The 20,000-nt window shown below is 36.7% G+C and carries 19 protein-coding genes; 17 read left to right on the top strand and 2 right to left on the bottom strand.

The annotated features are described in order from the left end of the window. Positions 1 to 201: 201 nt before the first annotated feature. From AC5WOC_RS11070 to AC5WOC_RS11090, 5 genes are all read left to right on the top strand, one after another. Positions 202 to 519: a MazG-like family protein gene (locus AC5WOC_RS11070; RefSeq protein WP_496055479.1), complete on the top strand. Its 318-nt coding sequence runs from the start codon at positions 202 to 204 to the stop codon at positions 517 to 519. A gap of 102 nt (positions 520 to 621) precedes the next feature. After that, positions 622 to 2,574: a DHH family phosphoesterase gene (locus AC5WOC_RS11075; RefSeq protein WP_496055480.1), complete on the top strand. Its 1,953-nt coding sequence runs from the start codon at positions 622 to 624 to the stop codon at positions 2,572 to 2,574. Between the two features lies 1 nt (position 2,575). Further along, a complete protein-coding gene (rplI, locus tag AC5WOC_RS11080; RefSeq protein ID WP_496055481.1) occupies positions 2,576 to 3,031 on the top strand; it encodes a 50S ribosomal protein L9 in 456 nt (151 codons plus the stop codon). Positions 3,032 to 3,058: 27 nt separating this feature from the next. Then, entirely contained in the window at positions 3,059 to 4,396 is a 1,338-nt protein-coding gene (gene dnaB / locus AC5WOC_RS11085; protein WP_496055482.1) for a replicative DNA helicase, read from the top strand. A 112-nt stretch (positions 4,397 to 4,508) separates the two neighbouring features. Then, a complete protein-coding gene (locus AC5WOC_RS11090) occupies positions 4,509 to 5,795 on the top strand; it encodes an adenylosuccinate synthase (protein ID WP_496055483.1) in 1,287 nt (428 codons plus the stop codon). Between the two features lie 179 nt (positions 5,796 to 5,974). Here AC5WOC_RS11090 and AC5WOC_RS11095 read toward each other — a convergent pair whose 3' ends face one another. Then, positions 5,975 to 6,316 (bottom strand): hypothetical protein, encoded by a 342-nt coding sequence (locus tag AC5WOC_RS11095; protein WP_496055484.1) that lies wholly within the window; start codon positions 6,314 to 6,316, stop codon positions 5,975 to 5,977. Between the two features lie 160 nt (positions 6,317 to 6,476). Here AC5WOC_RS11095 and AC5WOC_RS11100 point away from each other — a divergent pair, with 160 nt between their 5' ends. From AC5WOC_RS11100 to AC5WOC_RS11130, 7 genes are all read left to right on the top strand, one after another. Continuing rightward, positions 6,477 to 7,316: an ATP-grasp domain-containing protein gene (locus AC5WOC_RS11100; RefSeq protein WP_496055485.1), complete on the top strand. Its 840-nt coding sequence runs from the start codon at positions 6,477 to 6,479 to the stop codon at positions 7,314 to 7,316. Between the two features lie 228 nt (positions 7,317 to 7,544). After that, positions 7,545 to 7,835 (top strand): pilin, encoded by a 291-nt coding sequence (locus AC5WOC_RS11105; RefSeq protein WP_496055486.1) that lies wholly within the window; start codon positions 7,545 to 7,547, stop codon positions 7,833 to 7,835. A gap of 13 nt (positions 7,836 to 7,848) precedes the next feature. Beyond that, positions 7,849 to 8,181: a hypothetical protein gene (locus AC5WOC_RS11110; RefSeq protein WP_496055487.1), complete on the top strand. Its 333-nt coding sequence runs from the start codon at positions 7,849 to 7,851 to the stop codon at positions 8,179 to 8,181. A 6-nt stretch (positions 8,182 to 8,187) separates the two neighbouring features. Next, positions 8,188 to 8,832 carry a TraC-like domain-containing protein gene (locus AC5WOC_RS11115; RefSeq protein WP_496055488.1) on the top strand — a complete coding sequence of 215 codons (645 nt, stop codon included), beginning with the start codon at positions 8,188 to 8,190 and terminating at the stop codon, positions 8,830 to 8,832. Between the two features lie 2 nt (positions 8,833 to 8,834). Further along, positions 8,835 to 10,712, top strand: coding sequence for a VirB4 family type IV secretion system protein (locus tag AC5WOC_RS11120; protein ID WP_496055489.1), 1,878 nt, complete (start codon positions 8,835 to 8,837; stop codon positions 10,710 to 10,712). Positions 10,713 to 10,814: 102 nt separating this feature from the next. Further along, positions 10,815 to 12,056: a conjugal transfer protein TrbL family protein gene (locus AC5WOC_RS11125; protein ID WP_496055490.1), complete on the top strand. Its 1,242-nt coding sequence runs from the start codon at positions 10,815 to 10,817 to the stop codon at positions 12,054 to 12,056. 73 nt (positions 12,057 to 12,129) lie between these two features. Further along, a complete protein-coding gene (locus AC5WOC_RS11130; protein ID WP_496055491.1) occupies positions 12,130 to 14,049 on the top strand; it encodes a VirD4-like conjugal transfer protein, CD1115 family in 1,920 nt (639 codons plus the stop codon). Between the two features lie 102 nt (positions 14,050 to 14,151). Here AC5WOC_RS11130 and AC5WOC_RS11135 read toward each other — a convergent pair whose 3' ends face one another. Beyond that, positions 14,152 to 15,399: a tetratricopeptide repeat protein gene (locus tag AC5WOC_RS11135; RefSeq protein ID WP_496055492.1), complete on the bottom strand. Its 1,248-nt coding sequence runs from the start codon at positions 15,397 to 15,399 to the stop codon at positions 14,152 to 14,154. 229 nt (positions 15,400 to 15,628) lie between these two features. Between AC5WOC_RS11135 and AC5WOC_RS11140 the strand changes: the two genes are divergently transcribed. The 5 genes from AC5WOC_RS11140 to AC5WOC_RS11160 all read left to right on the top strand — a co-directional run bounded on the left by AC5WOC_RS11140 (position 15,629) and on the right by AC5WOC_RS11160 (position 19,996). Beyond that, positions 15,629 to 16,450, top strand: a complete 822-nt coding sequence (locus tag AC5WOC_RS11140; protein WP_496055493.1) for a hypothetical protein — start codon at positions 15,629 to 15,631, stop codon at positions 16,448 to 16,450. A 12-nt stretch (positions 16,451 to 16,462) separates the two neighbouring features. Beyond that, positions 16,463 to 16,906: a hypothetical protein gene (locus AC5WOC_RS11145; RefSeq protein WP_496055494.1), complete on the top strand. Its 444-nt coding sequence runs from the start codon at positions 16,463 to 16,465 to the stop codon at positions 16,904 to 16,906. 228 nt (positions 16,907 to 17,134) lie between these two features. Then, positions 17,135 to 18,211, top strand: coding sequence for a hypothetical protein (locus AC5WOC_RS11150; protein ID WP_496055495.1), 1,077 nt, complete (start codon positions 17,135 to 17,137; stop codon positions 18,209 to 18,211). Positions 18,212 to 18,233: 22 nt separating this feature from the next. Next, positions 18,234 to 18,686, top strand: a complete 453-nt coding sequence (locus AC5WOC_RS11155) for a hypothetical protein (RefSeq protein WP_496055496.1) — start codon at positions 18,234 to 18,236, stop codon at positions 18,684 to 18,686. Positions 18,687 to 18,712: 26 nt separating this feature from the next. Further along, positions 18,713 to 19,996 (top strand): hypothetical protein, encoded by a 1,284-nt coding sequence (locus AC5WOC_RS11160; RefSeq protein ID WP_496055497.1) that lies wholly within the window; start codon positions 18,713 to 18,715, stop codon positions 19,994 to 19,996. The last annotated feature ends 4 nt before the right edge of the window (positions 19,997 to 20,000 follow it).

The following is a 20,000-nucleotide window of genomic DNA, read 5'->3' on the forward strand; positions in this document are numbered from 1 at the left end:
ACTGCTATTTTAAAGTGGCAGTTTTTTTCGTTTAAAGAAACCTTTTTTAACAAAATGTTTAAGAAAAAAATCAAATCCTAGATCAAATGATTCGGAGAGATCATGATTGTTGTAATATTTATTTCGCAAATAAACGATCAATACTGATCTTCAGGAAGGAATTCCCATTCCATTTGTGGAAATTTCTCCTAGATAGGAGGGATGGGAGTGTCTCGACCAGAACGGGGTATGCAGTTTGCGAAGAATATTCGTGTGATAGATTGGTTGAAAACGGAATTATTGGATCAAATATCAAATTTATTTAAAGGATTGCACCATGCAAATCAAAATATGATAATAGATAGCCTTTCCAGTTTGCTTGTAACAATTTATGTATTGGCTAGGAGGATGGGATTGCCATTTCGTGAATTGGATCAAGCAGTGACAACAAAACTTCGAGAACATGTTTCTGAAGGACATCAATTGGAGAATTGGTATGGTGATTTATCCACATTGGATGAATATTTGACAAAGCGCTAACACACAAAGTTTTTCGGCAATAGTTGATCGGACGTATATCTGGGGTAGAATAGACATATATAGTTCGATGGATAACTCTTTATCCGCTGTGAGGGAAATACGATGCCGAAATTTGTTATAGCTAGATGGCGCGGATTATTTTTTATTTGTGCCTTATTGTGGATAGTTTGGACCAGTTATGCTTGGTGGTCTCATAGATGGCTTATGATGGCTTTTATGGCTGTCAGTTTTGTTGTGCTTATTGTGGGGATAGTCTTTGTAGAGTCGATTTATTTACGACCATTCCGATCCTACACCAAAGATTTAGTTGATCAATTAGATACAGCAAGTAGATTGACACTGACAACATTGCCAATCGGTGTGTTTTTATATGATGAGGATAATAAGATTGTTTGGCATAACGCTTTTATTCAGGAAATGTTTGGTGACAGGCAGTTGATCGATCAACCTGTAACGGAAATTTTCCCAACACCAGAGTCCCCATCTGGTAGATCATTTTCATTAATAATGGGAGAAAACTCTTACCAGTTCACTCATTATCCGGAAAATCGCTTATTTATGATTCAAGATGTTACACCTCTTGCTACGTTGCATAAACGAATAGAATTAGAAAGAACCGTTCTTGGTTTCTTACAATTGGATAACTATGATGAAGCTGGCCAGGGATTATCTGATCAAGAAGAAGCAGAGCTACAAGCCAATATTTTACATACCATTACAACTTGGGCAAAAAAATATGATATGGCTTTAAAACGTATAGATACCGACAAAATGTTTGTTGTTACAAATCAACAAACTTTGGAACAACTCATTCAAAATCGATTTGATATTTTGGATACTGTTAGAGAACAGACTAGGCAGCATAAGATTCCAATTACCTTAAGTATAGGAATAACAAATGTTGGAGCGACTATGGTGGAACGATCCAATCATGCACAATCTGCGCTGCAAGTTGCACTGGCTCGCGGAGGAGATCAAGCAGCTGTACAAGGCAAGGAACGTGTAAAGTTTTTCGGCGGCAAAACAAATGCAATGGAGAAACGAACGAGGGTACGGGCCCGTGTTATTTCTGGGTCACTTGGAAAGATGATCGATGATAGCAAACAAGTACTAGTGATGGGTCATCGTGATCCCGATATGGATGCATTGGGAGCTGCTATCGGCATGATGCGTTTTGCTTCTCTTCATGAAAGACCCTCCTTTATGGTGGTGGATCGACCGGATATGACTACCCAGCGTTTAATGAGAGAGTTAAAAGAACATACATTAGGGGATAATCTTGTCTCTACTTCTGAGGCACTAGAAGTAATTGAAGAACCTGGTACACTACTTATCCTAGTCGATACAAATAAGCCGTCTTTTGCTATGGAGCCAGAAGTGATTGAGAGAGCAGAAAAAATTGTTGTCATTGACCATCATCGCCGAGGCGAAGATTATGTAGAAGATGCGGTGATTACATATATAGAGCCGTATGCTTCTTCTACTTGTGAATTAGTTACAGAGTTACTACAATATCAAGATGAGCTGACATTAGACCCATTAGAATCGACAGCGTTGTTAGCAGGAATTGTTGTTGATACGAAAAATTTTACTGCACGTGCAGGTTCAAGAACATTTGAGGCGGCTTCCTTTTTACGCAGGCATGGAGCTGATTTGTTCTTAGTACAGTCTTTACTGCGTGAAGATCTGCCAGCTTTAATGAATCGTTCAGAGTTATTACAGCATGCAAAAATCGTCTATGATCGCTATGCTATTGTGGCGGGAGAAGAAGATCATTATTATAATCAAATAACGATTGCTCAGACTGCAGATGCACTTGTAAACATTCACGGTATTGAAGCTTCATTTGTGATTGCAAATCGGGAAGATAAACTAGTAGCAATTAGTGCAAGGTCTGCAGGAAGATTAAATGTACAGGTGATCATGGAAGATATGGGCGGCGGCGGCCACTTGACAAATGCAGCTTGTCAGCTCAAAGGTGTTTCCGTTGAACAAGCAGAGGAAAAATTATTATCACTTCTAAAGGAAATGTTAGACAACGAAGGGGAGACGTAAAATGAAAGTGATTTTACTTCAAGATATAAAAGGTACAGGAAAAAAAGGAGAAGTAAAAGAGGTAGCAGAAGGATATGGACGAAATTTTCTCCTTCCACGAAAAATGGCTGTAGAAGCATCTGGCGGTAACATGAATTCTTTAAAAGAACAGCAACGTTTGGATGAAGAACGTAAAAAGAAAGAATTAGAAGATGCGACATCACTGGCAAAACAAATAGAAGAAAAAACATTGAAGCTGTATGCTAAAGCCGGGAAAGACGGGCGTTTGTTTGGGGCTATTACTTCGAAACAAATCAGCCAGACGTTTAAAAACCAATTCCAAATCGCTTTAGACAAGAAGAAAATAGCTTTAAAAGATCCAATTAAAGAAGCAGGGTTTGCTAAAATTCCTGTTAAATTACATCCAAAAGTAACAGCTACCCTAACCGTACAAATAATAGTGGAAGAAGGAAAATAATGAGGGGTATCTTAAGGGGTACTTAAAATGAGTGACTTAATATCAGATCGTCTACCACCTCAAAATATGGAGGCAGAACAAGCAGTATTAGGTGCGATATTATTAAATCCCGATGTACTCACAAATGTTAATGAACGGATACGTGCAGAAGATTTTTATCGCCAAGGTCATCAACGTCTTTTTCAAGTGATGAATGAATTAGCAGAAAAGCGGGAACCAATAGATTTGGTAACACTAACAGCGCTCCTGCAAGATAAAAATTTGTTGGAAGAAGTAGGGGGAGTCAGTTATTTGACTGAAATAGCTGCTCTTGTCCCTGCTATCTCCAACGTAGATTACTATGCTCAAATTGTTGAAACAAAAGCGATGCAGAGAAATTTAATTCGAACTGCTTCGGAAATTATTAGTGATGCATACACAAGTGAAGAAGATATTACTGGTATCATGGAATCAGCGGAAAAGAAAATTCTAGATATTGCCAAACGTAGAATTAAAGGTTCATTTGCTGCGATTAAAGATGTCTTAGTCGAGTCCTATGAACAAATAGAATCTTTACATTACAACAAAGGCGGTTTGAAGGGATTATCTACAGGATTCATTGATCTAGATAAAATGACTTCGGGGTTCCAAAAATCCGATCTTATCATTGTAGCAGCAAGACCGAGTATGGGAAAAACTGCATTCGCTCTTAATTTAGCTCAAAACGTCGCATTACGAACTGGGGAAACGGTGGCAATATTTAGCCTTGAGATGTCATCAGCTCAATTGGTAATGAGGATGATTGCTTCAGAAGGAAATATTGATGCTCAGGCTTTTCGTACAGGTAATCTAAGTGAAGACGATTGGGAAAAATTAACCATGTCGATTGGTACGTTGAGCGAAGCGTCTATATTTATCGATGATACACCAGGGATTACTGTGTTTGATATTCGAGCGAAATTACGCAGATTGCAAGCTGAGCACGGTTTAGGATTGGTGATGATCGATTATCTCCAGCTAATATCTGGGAGAGGTATTGACAGCCGGCAACAAGAAATTTCCGAGATTTCCCGTTCGCTAAAATTGATGGCAAGAGAGTTTAATGTCCCGATTATTGCTTTATCGCAGCTATCTCGAGCTGTTGAGCAAAGACAAGATAAACGTCCAATGCTGTCTGATTTGCGAGAATCTGGTTCCATTGAGCAAGATGCAGATATGGTTGCCTTCCTTTATCGAGATGATTATTACAATGAAGAATCGGATAAAAAAAATATAGCAGAAGTTATTATTGGAAAACAGCGGAACGGACCAGTAGGGAGAGTAGAGTTGTTGTTCTTAAAAAACTACAATAAATTTTTATCACTGGAGATTCGGCCGCAAAAATAACGAATATAAAGCCTATGATTTGGGTTAATGTTCGTTTTTTCATTTGACATGTTCTGTTACACACTATAAAATGTACATGGCTTGAAATGAAATAGCACCCTGGAGGGATTACATGTCTACCGCAGTTGTTGTTGGAACCCAGTGGGGAGACGAAGGAAAAGGCAAAATAACTGATTTTTTAGCTGAGAAAGCAGAAACTGTTGCAAGATACCAAGGCGGTAATAATGCAGGGCATACCATCGTATTTGGTGGAACGAAATACAAATTGCATTTAATTCCTTCTGGGATATTTTACGGGGATAAAAAATGTGTACTTGGAAATGGTATGGTTATTCATCCACTTGCTTTAGTGGAAGAGTTAGATTATCTGGAAGGTCATGGAGTGGATCTTCGCAACCTCAAAATTTCTGATCGTGCTCATTTGATAATGCCTTACCATATCAAATTGGATAAAGCAGAAGAGGCACAAAAAGGAACCGATAAAATCGGAACCACAGGGAAAGGTATCGGCCCTGCCTACATGGATAAAGCTGCACGTATTGGGATTAGGGTCGCTGATCTTCTTACACCAAGTGTTTTTGCTGATAAATTGCGTCGTAATTTAGAGCAAAAGAACCGTTTATTGGAACAGCTTTATCATACAGAAGGCTTGGACTTTGATGAGATTTATAATACGTATATGGCTGTGGTAGATCGCATCCGCCCATATGTAACAGACACTTCTGTTTTTCTAAACGATGCGATTGATCAAGGCAGACGTGTATTGTTTGAAGGTGCTCAAGGGGTCATGTTGGATATCGACCAAGGAACATACCCATTTGTTACATCTTCCAATCCTGTAGCTGGCGGAGTTTGTATTGGATCCGGTGTAGGACCTACGAAAATCCACCAAGTTATCGGAGTGGCAAAGGCCTATACATCTCGCGTAGGTGACGGCCCGTTTCCTACTGAGTTAAATGATGAAATTGGTGAGAAAATTCGTGAAGTAGGTCGGGAATATGGAACGACAACTGGCAGACCGCGGCGTGTAGGTTGGTTTGATTCCGTTGTAGTGCGACATGCAAGACGTGTTAGCGGAATTACAGGTTTATCCCTTAATTCCATCGATGTTCTCACAGGTTTTCCCACAGTAAAAATTTGCACAGCTTATCGTTACAAAAATGAAATCATTGAAAATTATCCAGCTGATCTTAGCATATTAGCAGAGTGTGAGCCAGTATTTGAAGAATTACCAGGGTGGACAGAAGACATTACCGGTGCTCGCACCCTTCATGAGTTACCACTAGCTGCACAGCATTATATTGAACGAATTACCCAATTGACTGGTATCCCATTGACCATCTTCTCAGTTGGACCAGATCGTGATCAAACAATCCAAGTAAGACCAGTATATGTATAAGTTAAAACATCCTCTTATAAAAATAGAGGATGTTTTTTATATTGAATACTTTTTTATTTGTCAGGGATGTTTTTTATGATTGCAAAAGATTTACACTTTTCATTTTTTTAATCTCTATAAACACAATGCAATTAGTGGAGCTCCAGTTCTCCCGAAAAAGAACTGGAGCACTACAACAGTTAAGCATGGTCCAGACGAGTGACCCGCGGAGCCTGCATAATAAGCATTCCATTATCAATGGTAAGCTTATTATCATCGCTAAACTTCCAACCTCTCATTGTCTTGGTAAGGATCATCGTCCCATGCTGGATTTTATCTCCTCGCCTCATCTGTTCAATGTTGGACAAATCGATTCCTGCATAGGTGATCTTTTCGGCAGTGATCCGTCCATTATCATAATTGGCGCGGAGGACGATGGCCTTGACACGGATGATCCCATAGTTGGTACCATTGAGTTCCAATACAAGAGAAGGGTCATCGATGATTTCACGATTGTCGCCATTAATGGTGCGCTTGGACATGCTGAGCCTTTCACACAGTTGTAGGAAATAGCAATCTAACATCAATAAAACATATTAATAAATGAAAAGCAATGTCTCACATTTATTTTGACCAATTGGAATCCTTTTCTGTGGAATATTATATGCTATTGATAGAACCTTAGAATAGGAGTATATGATTTTGAAAAATAGAAAAATAGCACTTGCTACATCTGAGCTTTTTCCAAATGGAGCAAAAGATACATCGGATTTGATGAAGGCATTGAATCGTAGAGACTGGCATACAGAAATCGTTGTTTGGAACGACCAAAAAGTAGACTGGCAAATGTTCAATGCAGTTTTTTTACATACTACATGGGATTACGTCCAACATTTAGCAGAATTTCGCAGCTGGCTGGATAGCCTCTCCAAACAAGTATCTTTTATAAATGAAACACAGCTAATTTTGTGGAATATCGACAAACGTTACCTAATTGAACTACAAGAAAAGGGAGTGGCTGTGCCAGTTACAAAAGTCTTAAAAGGTAGTGACTTACTGAAAAGCGAGGAAGTAGATTATCCAGTAGTAGTCAAGAAGGTAATATCCGCTGGCGGAAGAGGAAATTGGTTATGTTGGAGTCAAAGAGAGCTGGAAAAAGTAATCACGCAACAAGATCTATATGATGAGATAGTACTCATGCAGAAATATGAGGCTTCGATTCAAACAAATGGCGAATATTCTGCTGTATACTTTGATGGTGTATTTCAACATGGTATACACAAATTACCCAAACACGGGGAGTATCGGGTACAGTCTCAATATGGCGGTACGGAAAAACTAATAGTTGTTAATAGGGAAATGCTTGAATTCACAAACTATGTATTACAAGTTCTGCCAATGCATTCAAATTATATGAGAGTAGACTTTTTTCAGAATGAAGAGGGGCAGTACAAACTAATGGAAGTAGAGTTAATCGAACCAGATCTCTTTATGCGTTATAACCCAGTATCATTTGAGAATTTCGTAAGGATAATACAATAAAAAATAATATGATGATCAGACTGCCATTGGGCAGTTTTTTTATTTTTATTATTAGATCTATAAATAAATAAAATTAATTTTTCATTATAACCAATTTATTAAGTAGGTAAGAACTGTAAACGAGAACAATTTATGAAAGATAATAACAATTCAGGATAATGCTAATGGAAAACCTTATAATAAGTAGGGATCAAAAAATAATTTTACTGTTGAGAGGATGTTATTTTAATGGAATTCAAGAGTATCTTTTTAGAAGCTTCTAAAAAGGCTCCTGCTGATGCTGGAAGCCCTTTTCAGAAGGTATCGGACTTTTTGACAAATGATGTTATTGATGGATTGTTAAGTATTGCAACACCAATTGCTATATTAGCTTTTATTGGATTAGGCATTGCTTCTATGTTAGCATCGGATGAACATGCACGTGCAAAACTAAAATCTGGCTTGTGGTGGGTTGGGGCTGCTGCGGCTATATGTTTCATGGCAAAAAGTATTGTTACTTGGTTGCACGGATCTCTTTAAGAGGTTTATTACTATGGCTTCGGAAAAAAAGCGTTTTCTCATTCCAAATCAAATCACAAAATCCTTTCATATTTGGCGGAATATCACACTTCGTGATGGACTTATTCTATTTCCCCTGGGTTTAATTGGAATCGCTTGTTACATGTATATCATTCCTACATCGTGGCAATTATCATACCGCTTATTTTTAGCATTGTTTCCGGTTACGATTGGAGCCGCTATGTTGTTCGTTAAACCAATTCCAGAAAGAAAAAATATTGTGTTGTATCAGCAATTAATTTGGAGATTGCGATTTAATAGACGTCAACGAGTATATCCATATGGCAAAAAAATAGAGGAGAGATAAAGTAAGTTGCGTACTGCCCAAGATTTAATCCCAATAAAGACGATATATAATGAAATGATGGAAACAAATGATAAAAGACTGATTAAAGTGCTATCTGTCAGTGCTGTAAATACTCATTTGATGTCTTATGCGGAAGAAAAAGAAGTATTAGAAGGTTATGAGGCATTTTTACGTGGACTTCGGTATCCTCTGCAAATAGCACGGGTAGCAGAGCCGATGGATTTAGAAGAATACATTCTTCAATTAAAAACAAAGCTAAATCGTCTGCAAAATCCATTTAAGAAAAAAATGCTGGATAGCTATATCACATATGCCAAAGAGCTGCAAGAAGATCGGGATATGATTCGACGTAGCCGTTATGTGATATTGGACGAGTCATTTACGACTGATTCTGGCAAGGAACAAGCAATAGAAAAGTTAAAACAACGAACCAAAGATATAAAGTTAGCCATTGAAGATATGTTATATCGCCATAAGTTACAAGTTAGAGAATTGCTCAATCATGAATTAGCGAAATATATACATATGTTCTTTGACTATGAAAATGCACAGCTCTCTGCTGGAACGTATCAAAGACAATATCCATATATGATTGGACAAAGCAACTTGATAAAAGCTGTTGAACAATATAAGGCAAGGGAGGAACTGTAATCGTGTTTTCCCGTTTTTTTCAAAAGGCGAAACCAGTGGAAGAAGCCGATATTGAGCAATTGGTGACGGAAGAGAATTCATTGCTCGATATTTTTTCCCCAGATAGTATTGAAGAAAACGCGAATTATTTGCGTTTAGGAGGCAATTATGTAAGGACACTAGCAGTTTCTCACTTTGCCAACCAGGTGGAGGCAGGTTTCTTGGAGAAATTGCATACGATTTCGTCCAATGTTTCGGTGATTCATCATATTGTACCAACTCCTTCACATGAAATGATCAAAGCATTGAACAGAGCAGTGATTGAATACAAATCACGTCTACAGGAACCAAGGCTTCGACCAGTGGATCAAATTCAATTAGAAAATGACCTGCAAGATGCAGAAATCTTATTACAAAACTTGGTGAATGGTTCCAGTGAAATGTTTGTCGAGCATATGCTTGTACATATTCAAGCGGATAGTATTGAAAAATTAAATACAATTACCCATCAAGTCAAAACACAGATGAGTAAATCAATAAAATTATTAACACCGAATTTTCGTATGTTAGAAGCATTCCAAAGCGTATTGCCAATTCGCTCACATAAAATTCCTGAGATGACTTACCGCAACTTTGATAGCGAAGCAATCTCCTCATTATTTCCGTTTGATGAATGTGAAATTGTCAGTGAAAAGGGAATTATCAAAGGGAAAAACTTAAAGACCAATAGCATCGTATTGGTCGATCATGATGAATTATTAAATCGAAATGAAGTAGTGATTGCAACAAGCGGCGGTGGAAAATCCACCTATCTTTTTGGTGATATTATGCGCAGGTGGATGCAGGACACAACAATCCGCATTGTTGACCCAAAGGGAGAATTTGGGGAAAAGGTACAAAAACTAGGCGGAGAATGGATTAAGATTTCTCCGATGAATGACAATGTAATCAATCCGTTTGAAATTATGAATGCGACGATTGCCACTGATGAAGCCGGCCAACCGTTAGAAGCATCTTTACTTCATCAAAAAATCTCACGGTTAAAAACGATGTTTACCTTAATGTATAAAAAATTAAAAGAACAACAAGTAGCAATGGCACTGCTAGAAAAAGTGTTAGTAGAAATATACCGGGATAAAGGAATCGACTGGAATACTAACTTTAAATCGAAACAAAGTATCGACTATCCTACCATGTTTGATTTGTATCAAAAAATAGACCTGCTCATGCATACCGATGAGCAATATACTCCTTTAGCGGGTTTTTATCAAGTTCTTTATCCATATGTAGAAGGTTCTTATTCCAAAGCATTTAATGGAGTTACGAATGTAGATTTATCGAATGATTTAATTGCATTTGATTTATTTGACTTGCGTAATGAAGGCGATCTGCAGCAGGTAGCGATGTATAATATCCTTACATTTTTATGGGATGATGTCACAATGGACAAGCGGAAAGTACACCAGATTTTTGTGGATGAAGCACATATCTTGTCTGATCCAAAAAATCCACTGGCGATGGAGTTTCTAGCATCCATGTACAAGCTCATTCGTTCTTTTTCAGGTGGAGTGACTTCTGCTACACAGCAAGTAGGTGATTTTCTTAGTGCAGTAGAAGGTTCACGAAATTATGGGGAAGCAGTCATTTTAAACTCAGTAACCAAGCTGTATTTACCGATGGTACAAGAGGAAATGAACAGCATCAAAGAAAGGACTTCGGAAAACTTCTCTGAGGAGGAACAGCGGCTGCTTGTCATTCAAGATGCAGACAAACACCAGAACGCCGGGAAAGGCATCTATGTAGTTGGCAGTAAGAAGGTGCATATTCAAGTGGAATTAACTCCGGAAGAACTAAAATTGTGGGATGCAAATTGGTATGGGCAGAAATATGGCGGTAGATAGGAAATCCTTTTATGAGTGAAATCGATCCAAAGGACGTGAAGGAACGAAAATATGTTTAGGACAAATTATTTTAATCTTTTTCTTTGCGTCGGTTTTTTATTAATGAATCTTTTTACAATCGAAACTTCTTTTGCAGCGGAAAAAAAGCCAGTTAAGCAGGTAAATCCATTACAAGAAGCAAGAAAAAAGGAAGAGAAAACAAAAGCAAAACAGGAAGAAACCAAGGATAAATTGGATACAGCAAGAGATGATTTAGATGATGCGAAAGATGACTATGAGAATGCCAAAGAAGATGCCCAAGATGCAAAAGATGATCTCGAAGATGTCAAGAAAGATGGGGATGCAGAAGAGATAAAAGCAGCGGAGACAGATGCACAAAAAGCAGAAAAAGAACGAAAAAGAGTAGAAGTAATATACAAAAAAGCAGCAATGAATTATAAAACGGTAGCTGCAGAATATAAAAAAGCTGAACAAGCACATAGCAAAGCAGAAAAAGAACTGGAAAAAGTAGAAGAAGCATATAAAGATTGTGACTTGACAGCGGTAGGATGTCAAATTAAAAAATCGATGATTCATCAATCGAAAACTACGATTAAAAATACTAGTTCTATCTTTGATCTCTACTTATTTACTGGTAATGATTTTAGTAAAATGCCTGGGTTTAATCTTTATGCAAATGGATTGCGCGAGTTTTCTTGGACAGTGCTGCTGCTGTTTCTCTCCTATCAGTCCATTCGAATTCTGGCAATGTATGCATTTCAGGAAAATCAATCCCAGTTAATGCCATTATTTCGTAAAGTGGTCTTTGCCGCTGTGATGATTGGATCAATGCCATGGATATTTGGAAAACTTCTCTTGCTGAATAATGATATCGTAAAAGCAATTTTGGAATCGGTAAGTATGACTGATTTGACACTACCATTACTAACAGGTGTGGAACTTATCATGACTGAGAATCCAATCGTTATATTTTTAATGGCGGCAATCGGTTTTTGTTTCTTTGTTGTGTGTATTCAAATGGTTGTAAGGTATGCAGAAATGGCACTATTAGTTGCTATTGGTCCGATTGTCATAGCTACGAGTATCAACCAGGATTTTGATCTTTTTCCTACTTGGTGGAAAAATTTGCTTACTGTCATATTTACACAATCGGTGCAAGTACTTATACTCGTTATGGGACTTAAATACCTATCGTTAGATAGTAAATCGATCTTTGGTTTCCTATACAGTACAGGATTTTTCATTTTATTAATAAGAACACCAAGGTTTTTAAAGGAATGGATGCATTCAACAGGGTCGATTGGTATCGCTAAGATGATAACTACTGGTTTTTCAAAGTTATAAGATCATATTAAAGAAAGGAAGATGACTTATACAAATAAACAACTATATACGCCCCATTATTGGGGCTGTTTTATTGTCCATTTTTGCAATTTTATTGATAGATATTTGTGTAGCTATACTTTTGGTCGCAGTTCCGTCAGGTATGTTGGATAGCTCCTTTGATTGGACGAAGCTCCCTGATATTATCAAACAAGCTACCTCGATTGATCTATTTATACAATTTCAAGTAATCGCATTGGTTTTGTTTTGTGTAATCACATATAAATCGTTTTTTTTCTTAGCTGGCCGAAAGTATAAGCATGCAGCCTCCTACGGTGCACATGGGACATCCCGATTTGCCAAAAGATCAGAGCTGATGGATGATAAGCATTTTGCAAAGCATACATGGAATAAAAGGCCGGAAAATAATTTGCAAAATCCAGCAGGTATTTTATTTGGTTTATATCACAATCGTCCGCTTATTTTACCAGAAGAGACAACCATACCGAACCGGAATGTATTTTTAATCGGTTCCCCAGGTTCAGGGAAGACACAAGCATATCTGTTGACAAATTTGCTTCATGAACAAGAACGCTCGATTGTAGTAACTGATCCAAAAGGAGAGATATATGAACTCACAGCAAAAGTAAAAAGAGAGCAAGGCTATGAGGTTCATTTACTTAATTTTTTAGAGATGGATATTAGTGATCGATACAATCCAATCGACTATATTCACAAAGAAATTGAAGCAGAACAAGTAGCAACGACAATTGTGATGAATGCAGGGGAGAAGCAGCCCGAGAATGATTTTTGGACGCGTGCGGAAGTTGCGCTTTTAAAAACATTGTTGCTCTATGTAAAGTATGAGTGTCCAGACGAGGCAAACCTTGCAAAAGTAAAAGAAATTTTAACGGTAAACGGACGTACACCGGAAGAGATGGATGCTTTTTTTGGCAAATTACCTTCTGACCATCCTGCCTATCAAGCATATTTGATTGTACGAATGGCGGAAGACCGTACAAGAGCAAGCATTTTTATTTCTTTAGGGATAACATTGTCTAAATTTGATGCCAAAGATGTGCGGGCATTTACAAAAAAGAGTGATTTTTCACTTGATGATATAGGCAAGAGAAAAATGATTGTCTATTGTATTTTGCCGATTGCAGATTCGACTTGGGAGCCTCTTACTTCTACATTTTTCACACAGTTGTTTCAGCGTCTCTATTATGTTGCAGATCATAACTATAACCGGCTGCCTGTAAAAGTAAATTTCCTGCTGGATGAATTTGTGAATATCGGGAATATACCTCGGTTTGAGCAAGTATTAGCAACATGTCGAAGCTATGGGATAAGTATTAGTTCCATTGTTCAGTCGATGGGGCAATTAGTGGATAAATATACGAAGGAAAAGGCTGAAGGGATTATTGGAAATTGTAGTTTACGGTATTTACTCGGAGTAGATGATAAAATGACAGCAGAGTATTTCTCCGAGTTGATTGGAAAGACAACAATTGAGACCAAGTCGATTTCTAAGACAAAAGGAAAAGAGAAAAATAATTCGCTGTCCAAACAGTATGGAGAACGGTTACTGATCACTCCTGATGAGCTGACTCGTATGGATCGAAATGAAGGGATACTATTGACGTCAGGAATGTTCCCCGTGAAACTTCGAAAAACTTACCAATGGGAATTTTTTAAGGGGATGATTCATGCTGATAATCGATTAAGCCGTTTTCAATATGATGCTCCCATGAAGGAGGACAGAGCAGATGATAAAATAGAGGAGAAGAGGTTAGAGGAAACTTATTCCAGAGAGGAAGATGCCAATATTGTGGATTCTTCTTTACTTGCGACAGTCGAAAGTCTGGAGACACAAATTCGCTTTCATTTATCAATGGTAGAAAGAAAAAAATTAGAAGAGCAATTAACCAAACTACCATCATCAGCTCCTGATTATCTAGAAAAAAAATTTCATTTATTGCGTACTTTTTATACCAATATGCAAAAAAAATAACCAATATTCAAAGGTTAAACGTGTTAGCTGTAAGAAAGCTCATGATGGGTACATCAGAATGATGGTTAAATAATCATGAGCTTTCTTTTTTAAAGAATAAAGTCAATCTTCATTCGTCTCTTGGTTTTCCATTTTTGCAATTGCATCTATGGCTTCAGGTACACCTGCCCTAGATGCTTCTAAAATCCAAAAGATACCCTCCTCGGCAGTTTCGCGGTTTCTTAATAAATGATAGCCCAGTACATACATAGCTGGTGGAAAATGAGTAGCAGCTTTTCTCAGCCATTCGATCCCTTCACTAGGGGTTTTTTCAGGAATGTTGCCTTCCAGTATTTCTTTTCCGAGTAGATACATACTACCTGGAATATCGCTTTCGGCTGATTTTCTCAGCCAAAAAATCCCTTCTTCTATATTTTTATCGATATGAAAACCGTCTATTAACATTTTGCCGAGCACTTGCATGGCAATGGGGTGTTCAAACTGAGCAGCTTTTGTCAAATGCATAAAAGCTTCATCCATTGCCTCTTGCGTGCGAACTTCACTCATCAAATATTCTGCTAGATCAAACATTGTTTCTAGATTTCCATAAGATGCAGATTTTCGTAACCACTGCAAGCCAATAGATGTATTCTTCTCCAATTTTTCTCCGCTTAGCAAATGATTTCCTAGCAGGCGCATCGCATCAGGATGCCCTTTTTCTGCTGATTTTTGGAGAAGTTGAAAAGCCTCCTTGCCTGATCCAGGAAGTAAATCATTGACAATAAATTGTCCTAAATAAAAAAGAGCATAGGCTTCTTCCGCTTCGGAAGCTTTGCGTAGATAATTTTCCCCTTGCTGCCATTCTTCTTTGTATTCAATTAACCTCCATCCTAATTCTGTCATCGCATACACGTTACCTAGTTGAATTGCTTCTAATAAAAGCTTTTTTCCTTCTTCCCACTTGTTTTCTACTTCAATGAGAATGACTCCAAAACTAGCCATTGCTCTAGAATTTTTCAGATTGATTGCTTTGTAATAGAGTTGGTAAGCTTCAGCTTGATTTCTTTTTACACCTGCTCCTTGAAAAAGACGTCCAGCCAAATCATTCATAGCACGATCATCGCCTAGTTCAATCGCCTTTCGCAGCCATTTTTCCCCTTGTTTGGAGTGAATGGCGACGCCTTCTCCAGTAAAATATTTGCTCCCAAGATGATAGATTGCATTTATTTCCCCTTTCTCTGCGGCTTTTATCAGCCATTTTTCGCCTTCTTGGGAAGGAGATTTTGTATTCGAAGTTAACTGCATCCCAAGTTGATACATGGCTTTTATATTCCCATTTTTTGCGTTTGCTCTTAGTTGTTGAATATTCATTGGTATGTTCCTCTTTCTCGTTGATATAACTTTTTTCAACCTTGATATTAATTCGACAAACATTTTATGAAACCTATTTCCATAAATAATAATTTGTATTTTTGGATGATTCAACCATATACCTAGCGATTAAAAGGAGAAGAAAGGAAATGAAATAAGGAATTCACAAAAATATGGAAAAAAGATTGATATAATAAAAGTGAAGATAATATAAGAATGGAGCAGATCAGTGGCAGATAACTTTGCGATAGAGGAATTGTTAGAAGCAATTGAACGGCAGCAACGTGTAGCAAAAATAGAGGAAAAAATACGAGCACATTTAAAACCAGAGCAATTGGAAGAATTAAACCAAAAATTAAAAGCTATCGGAACCATTAATGGTCCAGCTTCCCCTGATGAAATTCATGATCATACAGATAAAGTAAGAGAAGTATTAAAACAGTTCATGGGATATTTTGAAGAAAATCTTCCTGAAACAACACAAGAGCAAAAAGATACATTGCTGTTTGAAGTTGGTTTAAATGACAATGGAGTACTTGTTCGATTTCAGGAAGAAGAGCATAAAAGAGCAGATTATCGGTATCGTATGAATGTAAAAAATGATGAAAACCGTTTGTTTGTAGAAGAGTATCTAACCAGCCAATTTCAATTTATATGCAAAAAAGAAACGGAAATTGCCCAAGGAATTATTAATTGTTGTTACGGTGATAAAGAAGAGGAAGATGGATATTGGCATTTTGTTTATGATAAAAAAGGCAAGCTGCTGCATTGCTATGAGTTGAAAGGACAACTCCGAATGATATATGAGAAGAGATTAGATACATTAAAAAGAATAAAAATGGGTGCAGAGAAAGAACTAGCAGAAAAGATATTAGCAGATGCTGGATATGTCCCTATCGGCGAGATACAACGCGATTCAATTGGCAGGGAATCCATGCAAAGATATGGATATGTAGAAGCTAACATAGAAGAAGAAGTTTTTCTCATGATTTACAATTCAAAAGATGAGATAAAGCGAAAACGATTTATTCAAACAGACGATTTAAATTAGGGGGATGCTTATATGTCAGATTGGATCGGATTACCAAGATATTATATAGAAGAGGAATTAGGAAGAAGATCTTTGGAGTTGAAAAAAGAGGTGGAAGATGGAGATAAGACGATTTGTTATTATGGAGATCCTTTAGATGAAGAGGGATATTGGGAATATATTTATGATAATAGTTCTATATTAGTAAGTTATAGAAAACTGGATGATGTGTTAGAGAAAATAGTTAAACAAAATATAAGTGAGGATCTAGATAATTTTGTAATATTGGGTACAGATAAAAAAGAAATGGAAACTATTATCAAAAGACACATGTTCTTTGAGCCTATTGGAGGAGAATCGACTATTGATGAACTAGTAGTACAGCAGTACGGAGTAAAGAGTAAAAGTAATTCAAAAGCTTATATAGCTGTTTATTATGATAGATCAGGCAAAGTTGTAAATCGAAAATTGATCTAGCAGTACTTTTTAAAATTAAGAGGAGGTTTTAAAATCAGTTATTTATTTTCAGATCGAATGTTGTTAAATTCCTTATCGAATACAAAACATTATGTAATGAAGGCTTTTTCAAGAAATGTATTTTCATCAAAAAGGAAGGGTGGAAATATATCTTTAAGAAGGATAAACAATAGTGATTTATTGGTAACAAAAAGAATCATAAAAAAATATCCATCTTTAGGGAATGTCTTGACTAATGTGGATTCCTTTAATGGTTTAGTTACATTATATCAACTAACTAAAAACGACAAGTTTGCAAGTTTAATTAATGAATCAATCAAGAATGATAAAATGATTTTTTCATACTTTCATGATGACCTTCAAAAATTAGGAAGGATGGATCAACAAGAAATTGAAGGAATGAATAAAAGGTTAGATAAGGTACGGGAAGATATAAAAAAAATGGACATGCCTCCAGATGATAAAGTTAAACTTTTAAGAAAAATTTTCAATAACCCCGAGACCTATTTCAAATTTGGCCGCTCCAATGACTGTATGAAAAATGGTTTCACATCAAATGCGTTTTCGAAAATTTTAGAAGAAAATGGTTATAGTAAAGCAGATATTACGAAGTTGATGAGTTATATTCATCTGCCAGCTTGTTGTGCAACAGAAAAAGAATGGAGATTTCTAGAAGAAACACGTGCAGTATTTGCTCCGATTCAAGAAGGAGTAAGAGTCATCCACGATAGTGAAATAGATAGATACTTAAAAGGAGAATTTACAGGAATAATCGGATTTGTGGCTGACGAAGCGCTGTATGAAAATAAGTTTAACCGTGCAGATTTGGTCTTAGCTGTTCTGCGGCTGGATTACCCAAATACGAACCATTTTATCAACGATACCGAAAGAACCTATGCCATCTATTTTTATGGATCAGAAGTAGGAGAAAAATGTATTCCGCCTGTACAGCGGGAAATAACGGTGGACAGCAAAGGCAATGTATCTGATAATGCCCCGCATAATCCGCATACAGGAAACGCCTATACATCTGCACGAAACAATATGATCATCCCAGAATTTAAGATTAACGGAGATAATGCTATTCCGCTTAAAGACTGTCAGATGATTCTTGGGTACTTTGACAACAAAGGAGAATTTCACCCCCAGCACGCTTATATGCAGAACAAATGGGTGTCTGTGGAAGCTTTTTTTGAAGCTCACAAAGAAATCAAAACAACTGATCTTGATCGATCAGGGAGAGAGCCTATCGTGCAGCAAGAGCAAAAACCAAAAGATATCAAATATGATGGGTTTGAAAGATAAATTTGAATGAGGAGGGGAAAAGATGATTGGAGCACCAAGATATTATGTAGAAGAACAACTTCAGCGAGGTTCATTGGAATTAAAAAAAGAGATAAACAAAGGAAATCAAACGATTTGCTACTATGGTGACATTTACGAAGATGAAGGTCATTGGGAGTATATTTTTGATGAAAATGAAATTTTGGTAAGTTATCGCGAGTTAGAAGAGATTTCAAAAATTCGTATTGCTAGAAAACTAAAAGAACAGTTTGATGCCATGATTGTTATTGGAGATACTCGCGAAAATACAGAGAAAAAGTTGGCTGATTATCTTTTTTTTGAACCAATTGGAGTTGAAACTAAAACTAAAGTTGGAGTAATTCAAAAGTATGGGATTACAAGATTTGGAGAGAGTAAGTTCGAGGTAAGTATTGAATATGATGAGAATAACAATGTTAGCACATTTGATTTGATTAATTATACAAAGGAGGGATAATTATTAAAATCTTAATGTCAGATAAAATGGTACAAAAATATATATCCCATAATAAAAAATATATATTAAAACAAAAAAACTTCGGACATATTAGGGTTTATCGAGAGAAAGAATCTTTGAAAAAAAGTATAGCTATACTTGATTTGAAAATTGGTAGGAATATTATAACAAATAGTTCTCCCCTATTAAAAAATACGATTAGAAGAATAGAACAATTAAAAGGGATAGTTAATTTACATTATTTAAGTGGATCGACTAATTTTTTAAGGAAACTTGAGGGGGATCTACGATCTGATTCAGCTATTCAACCTTATATTTCTACCGATTTAGGAAGACTAGGCTGTATGACTGACTCGGAAAAGGAAGATGCTTTAAAGAGGATAAAAAAAGTAAGACAAGACATACTTGGTATTCCTAATTTACCAATGGATAAAAAATTAGAACTTATTCTTAATGTATTGAACACTCCCGAAACTTACTTCAAATTTAGCCGTTCCGCAGATGTTAAACGAGTGGGTTATACACCGAATTATTTCTCAGAAGCTTTAGAAAAGAAAGGATACAGTAAAGAAAAGTTAACAAGACTTATGAGTCTCATACATTTGCCAGCATGTTGTCTGACAAATGAAGAATGGAAGTTTGTGGAGGAATCTCGATTACTGATCCCCCCTGTCAAAGAAGGATTTAAGGTAATGCATGTTAATGAATCATGGAGTCACCTCGGTTATGGAAAGAAAAAAGGAAGAGATAATTTCAAAGGTGTAGCTGGCTTTTGGGCTGATGCTAACTTATACAACGATATATTTAATAAAGCAGAGATAACATATGGTGTTCTTCGTATAGATTTTGGGGGCAGCCCTCATGTTGTAAATGGTCGGAATCGTACTTATGCAATTTACTTTGATGCTACAAATATAGATGAAAATAGTGTTATTCCTTTTGATAGAGAAATCGGTCTTGATAAAAATGGACGACTCATTGACAATCTCCCATACAATCCTTATACGGGAAATGGATTCACTTCTACTCGAAATCATATGATTGTTCCAGAAAATAAAATCCCATATGAATCACCATATCTTTTCCAAGAAAATCAGATGATATTCGGCTATTTTGATAAAAATGGCGAGTTTAACCCAACTTTTGCTTTTATGGATGGCAAATGGAAACTGGTGAAAGATTTCTTTGCTGCACATAAAGAGATAAAAACATTAGAAAAAGATTATACAGAACGTATACCATCAACGGAAAGGGTTTCGACGCGGTCAAAGGATCAGAGAGATAATGATATAGCAGGTTTAGATAGATGACCAT

Source organism: Shimazuella sp. NTD247, assembly GCF_059510415.1.

Excerpts from the sequence above, each read along its gene's own strand:
- AC5WOC_RS11095 (WP_496055484.1), bottom strand. The coding sequence starts at position 6,316 with ATGTCCAAGCGCACCATTAATGGCGACAATCGTGAAATCATCGATGAC.
- AC5WOC_RS11160 (WP_496055497.1), top strand. The coding sequence starts at position 18,713 with ATGGTACAAAAATATATATCCCATAATAAAAAATATATATTAAAACAA.
- AC5WOC_RS11135 (WP_496055492.1), bottom strand. The coding sequence starts at position 15,399 with ATGAATATTCAACAACTAAGAGCAAACGCAAAAAATGGGAATATAAAA.
- AC5WOC_RS11145 (WP_496055494.1), top strand. The coding sequence starts at position 16,463 with ATGTCAGATTGGATCGGATTACCAAGATATTATATAGAAGAGGAATTA.
- AC5WOC_RS11110 (WP_496055487.1), top strand. The coding sequence starts at position 7,849 with ATGGCTTCGGAAAAAAAGCGTTTTCTCATTCCAAATCAAATCACAAAA.
- AC5WOC_RS11070 (WP_496055479.1), top strand. The coding sequence starts at position 202 with ATGGGAGTGTCTCGACCAGAACGGGGTATGCAGTTTGCGAAGAATATT.
- AC5WOC_RS11105 (WP_496055486.1), top strand. The coding sequence starts at position 7,545 with ATGGAATTCAAGAGTATCTTTTTAGAAGCTTCTAAAAAGGCTCCTGCT.
- dnaB (WP_496055482.1), top strand. The coding sequence starts at position 3,059 with ATGAGTGACTTAATATCAGATCGTCTACCACCTCAAAATATGGAGGCA.
- AC5WOC_RS11125 (WP_496055490.1), top strand. The coding sequence starts at position 10,815 with ATGAATCTTTTTACAATCGAAACTTCTTTTGCAGCGGAAAAAAAGCCA.
- rplI (WP_496055481.1), top strand. The coding sequence starts at position 2,576 with ATGAAAGTGATTTTACTTCAAGATATAAAAGGTACAGGAAAAAAAGGA.
- AC5WOC_RS11075 (WP_496055480.1), top strand. The coding sequence starts at position 622 with ATGCCGAAATTTGTTATAGCTAGATGGCGCGGATTATTTTTTATTTGT.
- AC5WOC_RS11090 (WP_496055483.1), top strand. The coding sequence starts at position 4,509 with ATGTCTACCGCAGTTGTTGTTGGAACCCAGTGGGGAGACGAAGGAAAA.
- AC5WOC_RS11155 (WP_496055496.1), top strand. The coding sequence starts at position 18,234 with ATGATTGGAGCACCAAGATATTATGTAGAAGAACAACTTCAGCGAGGT.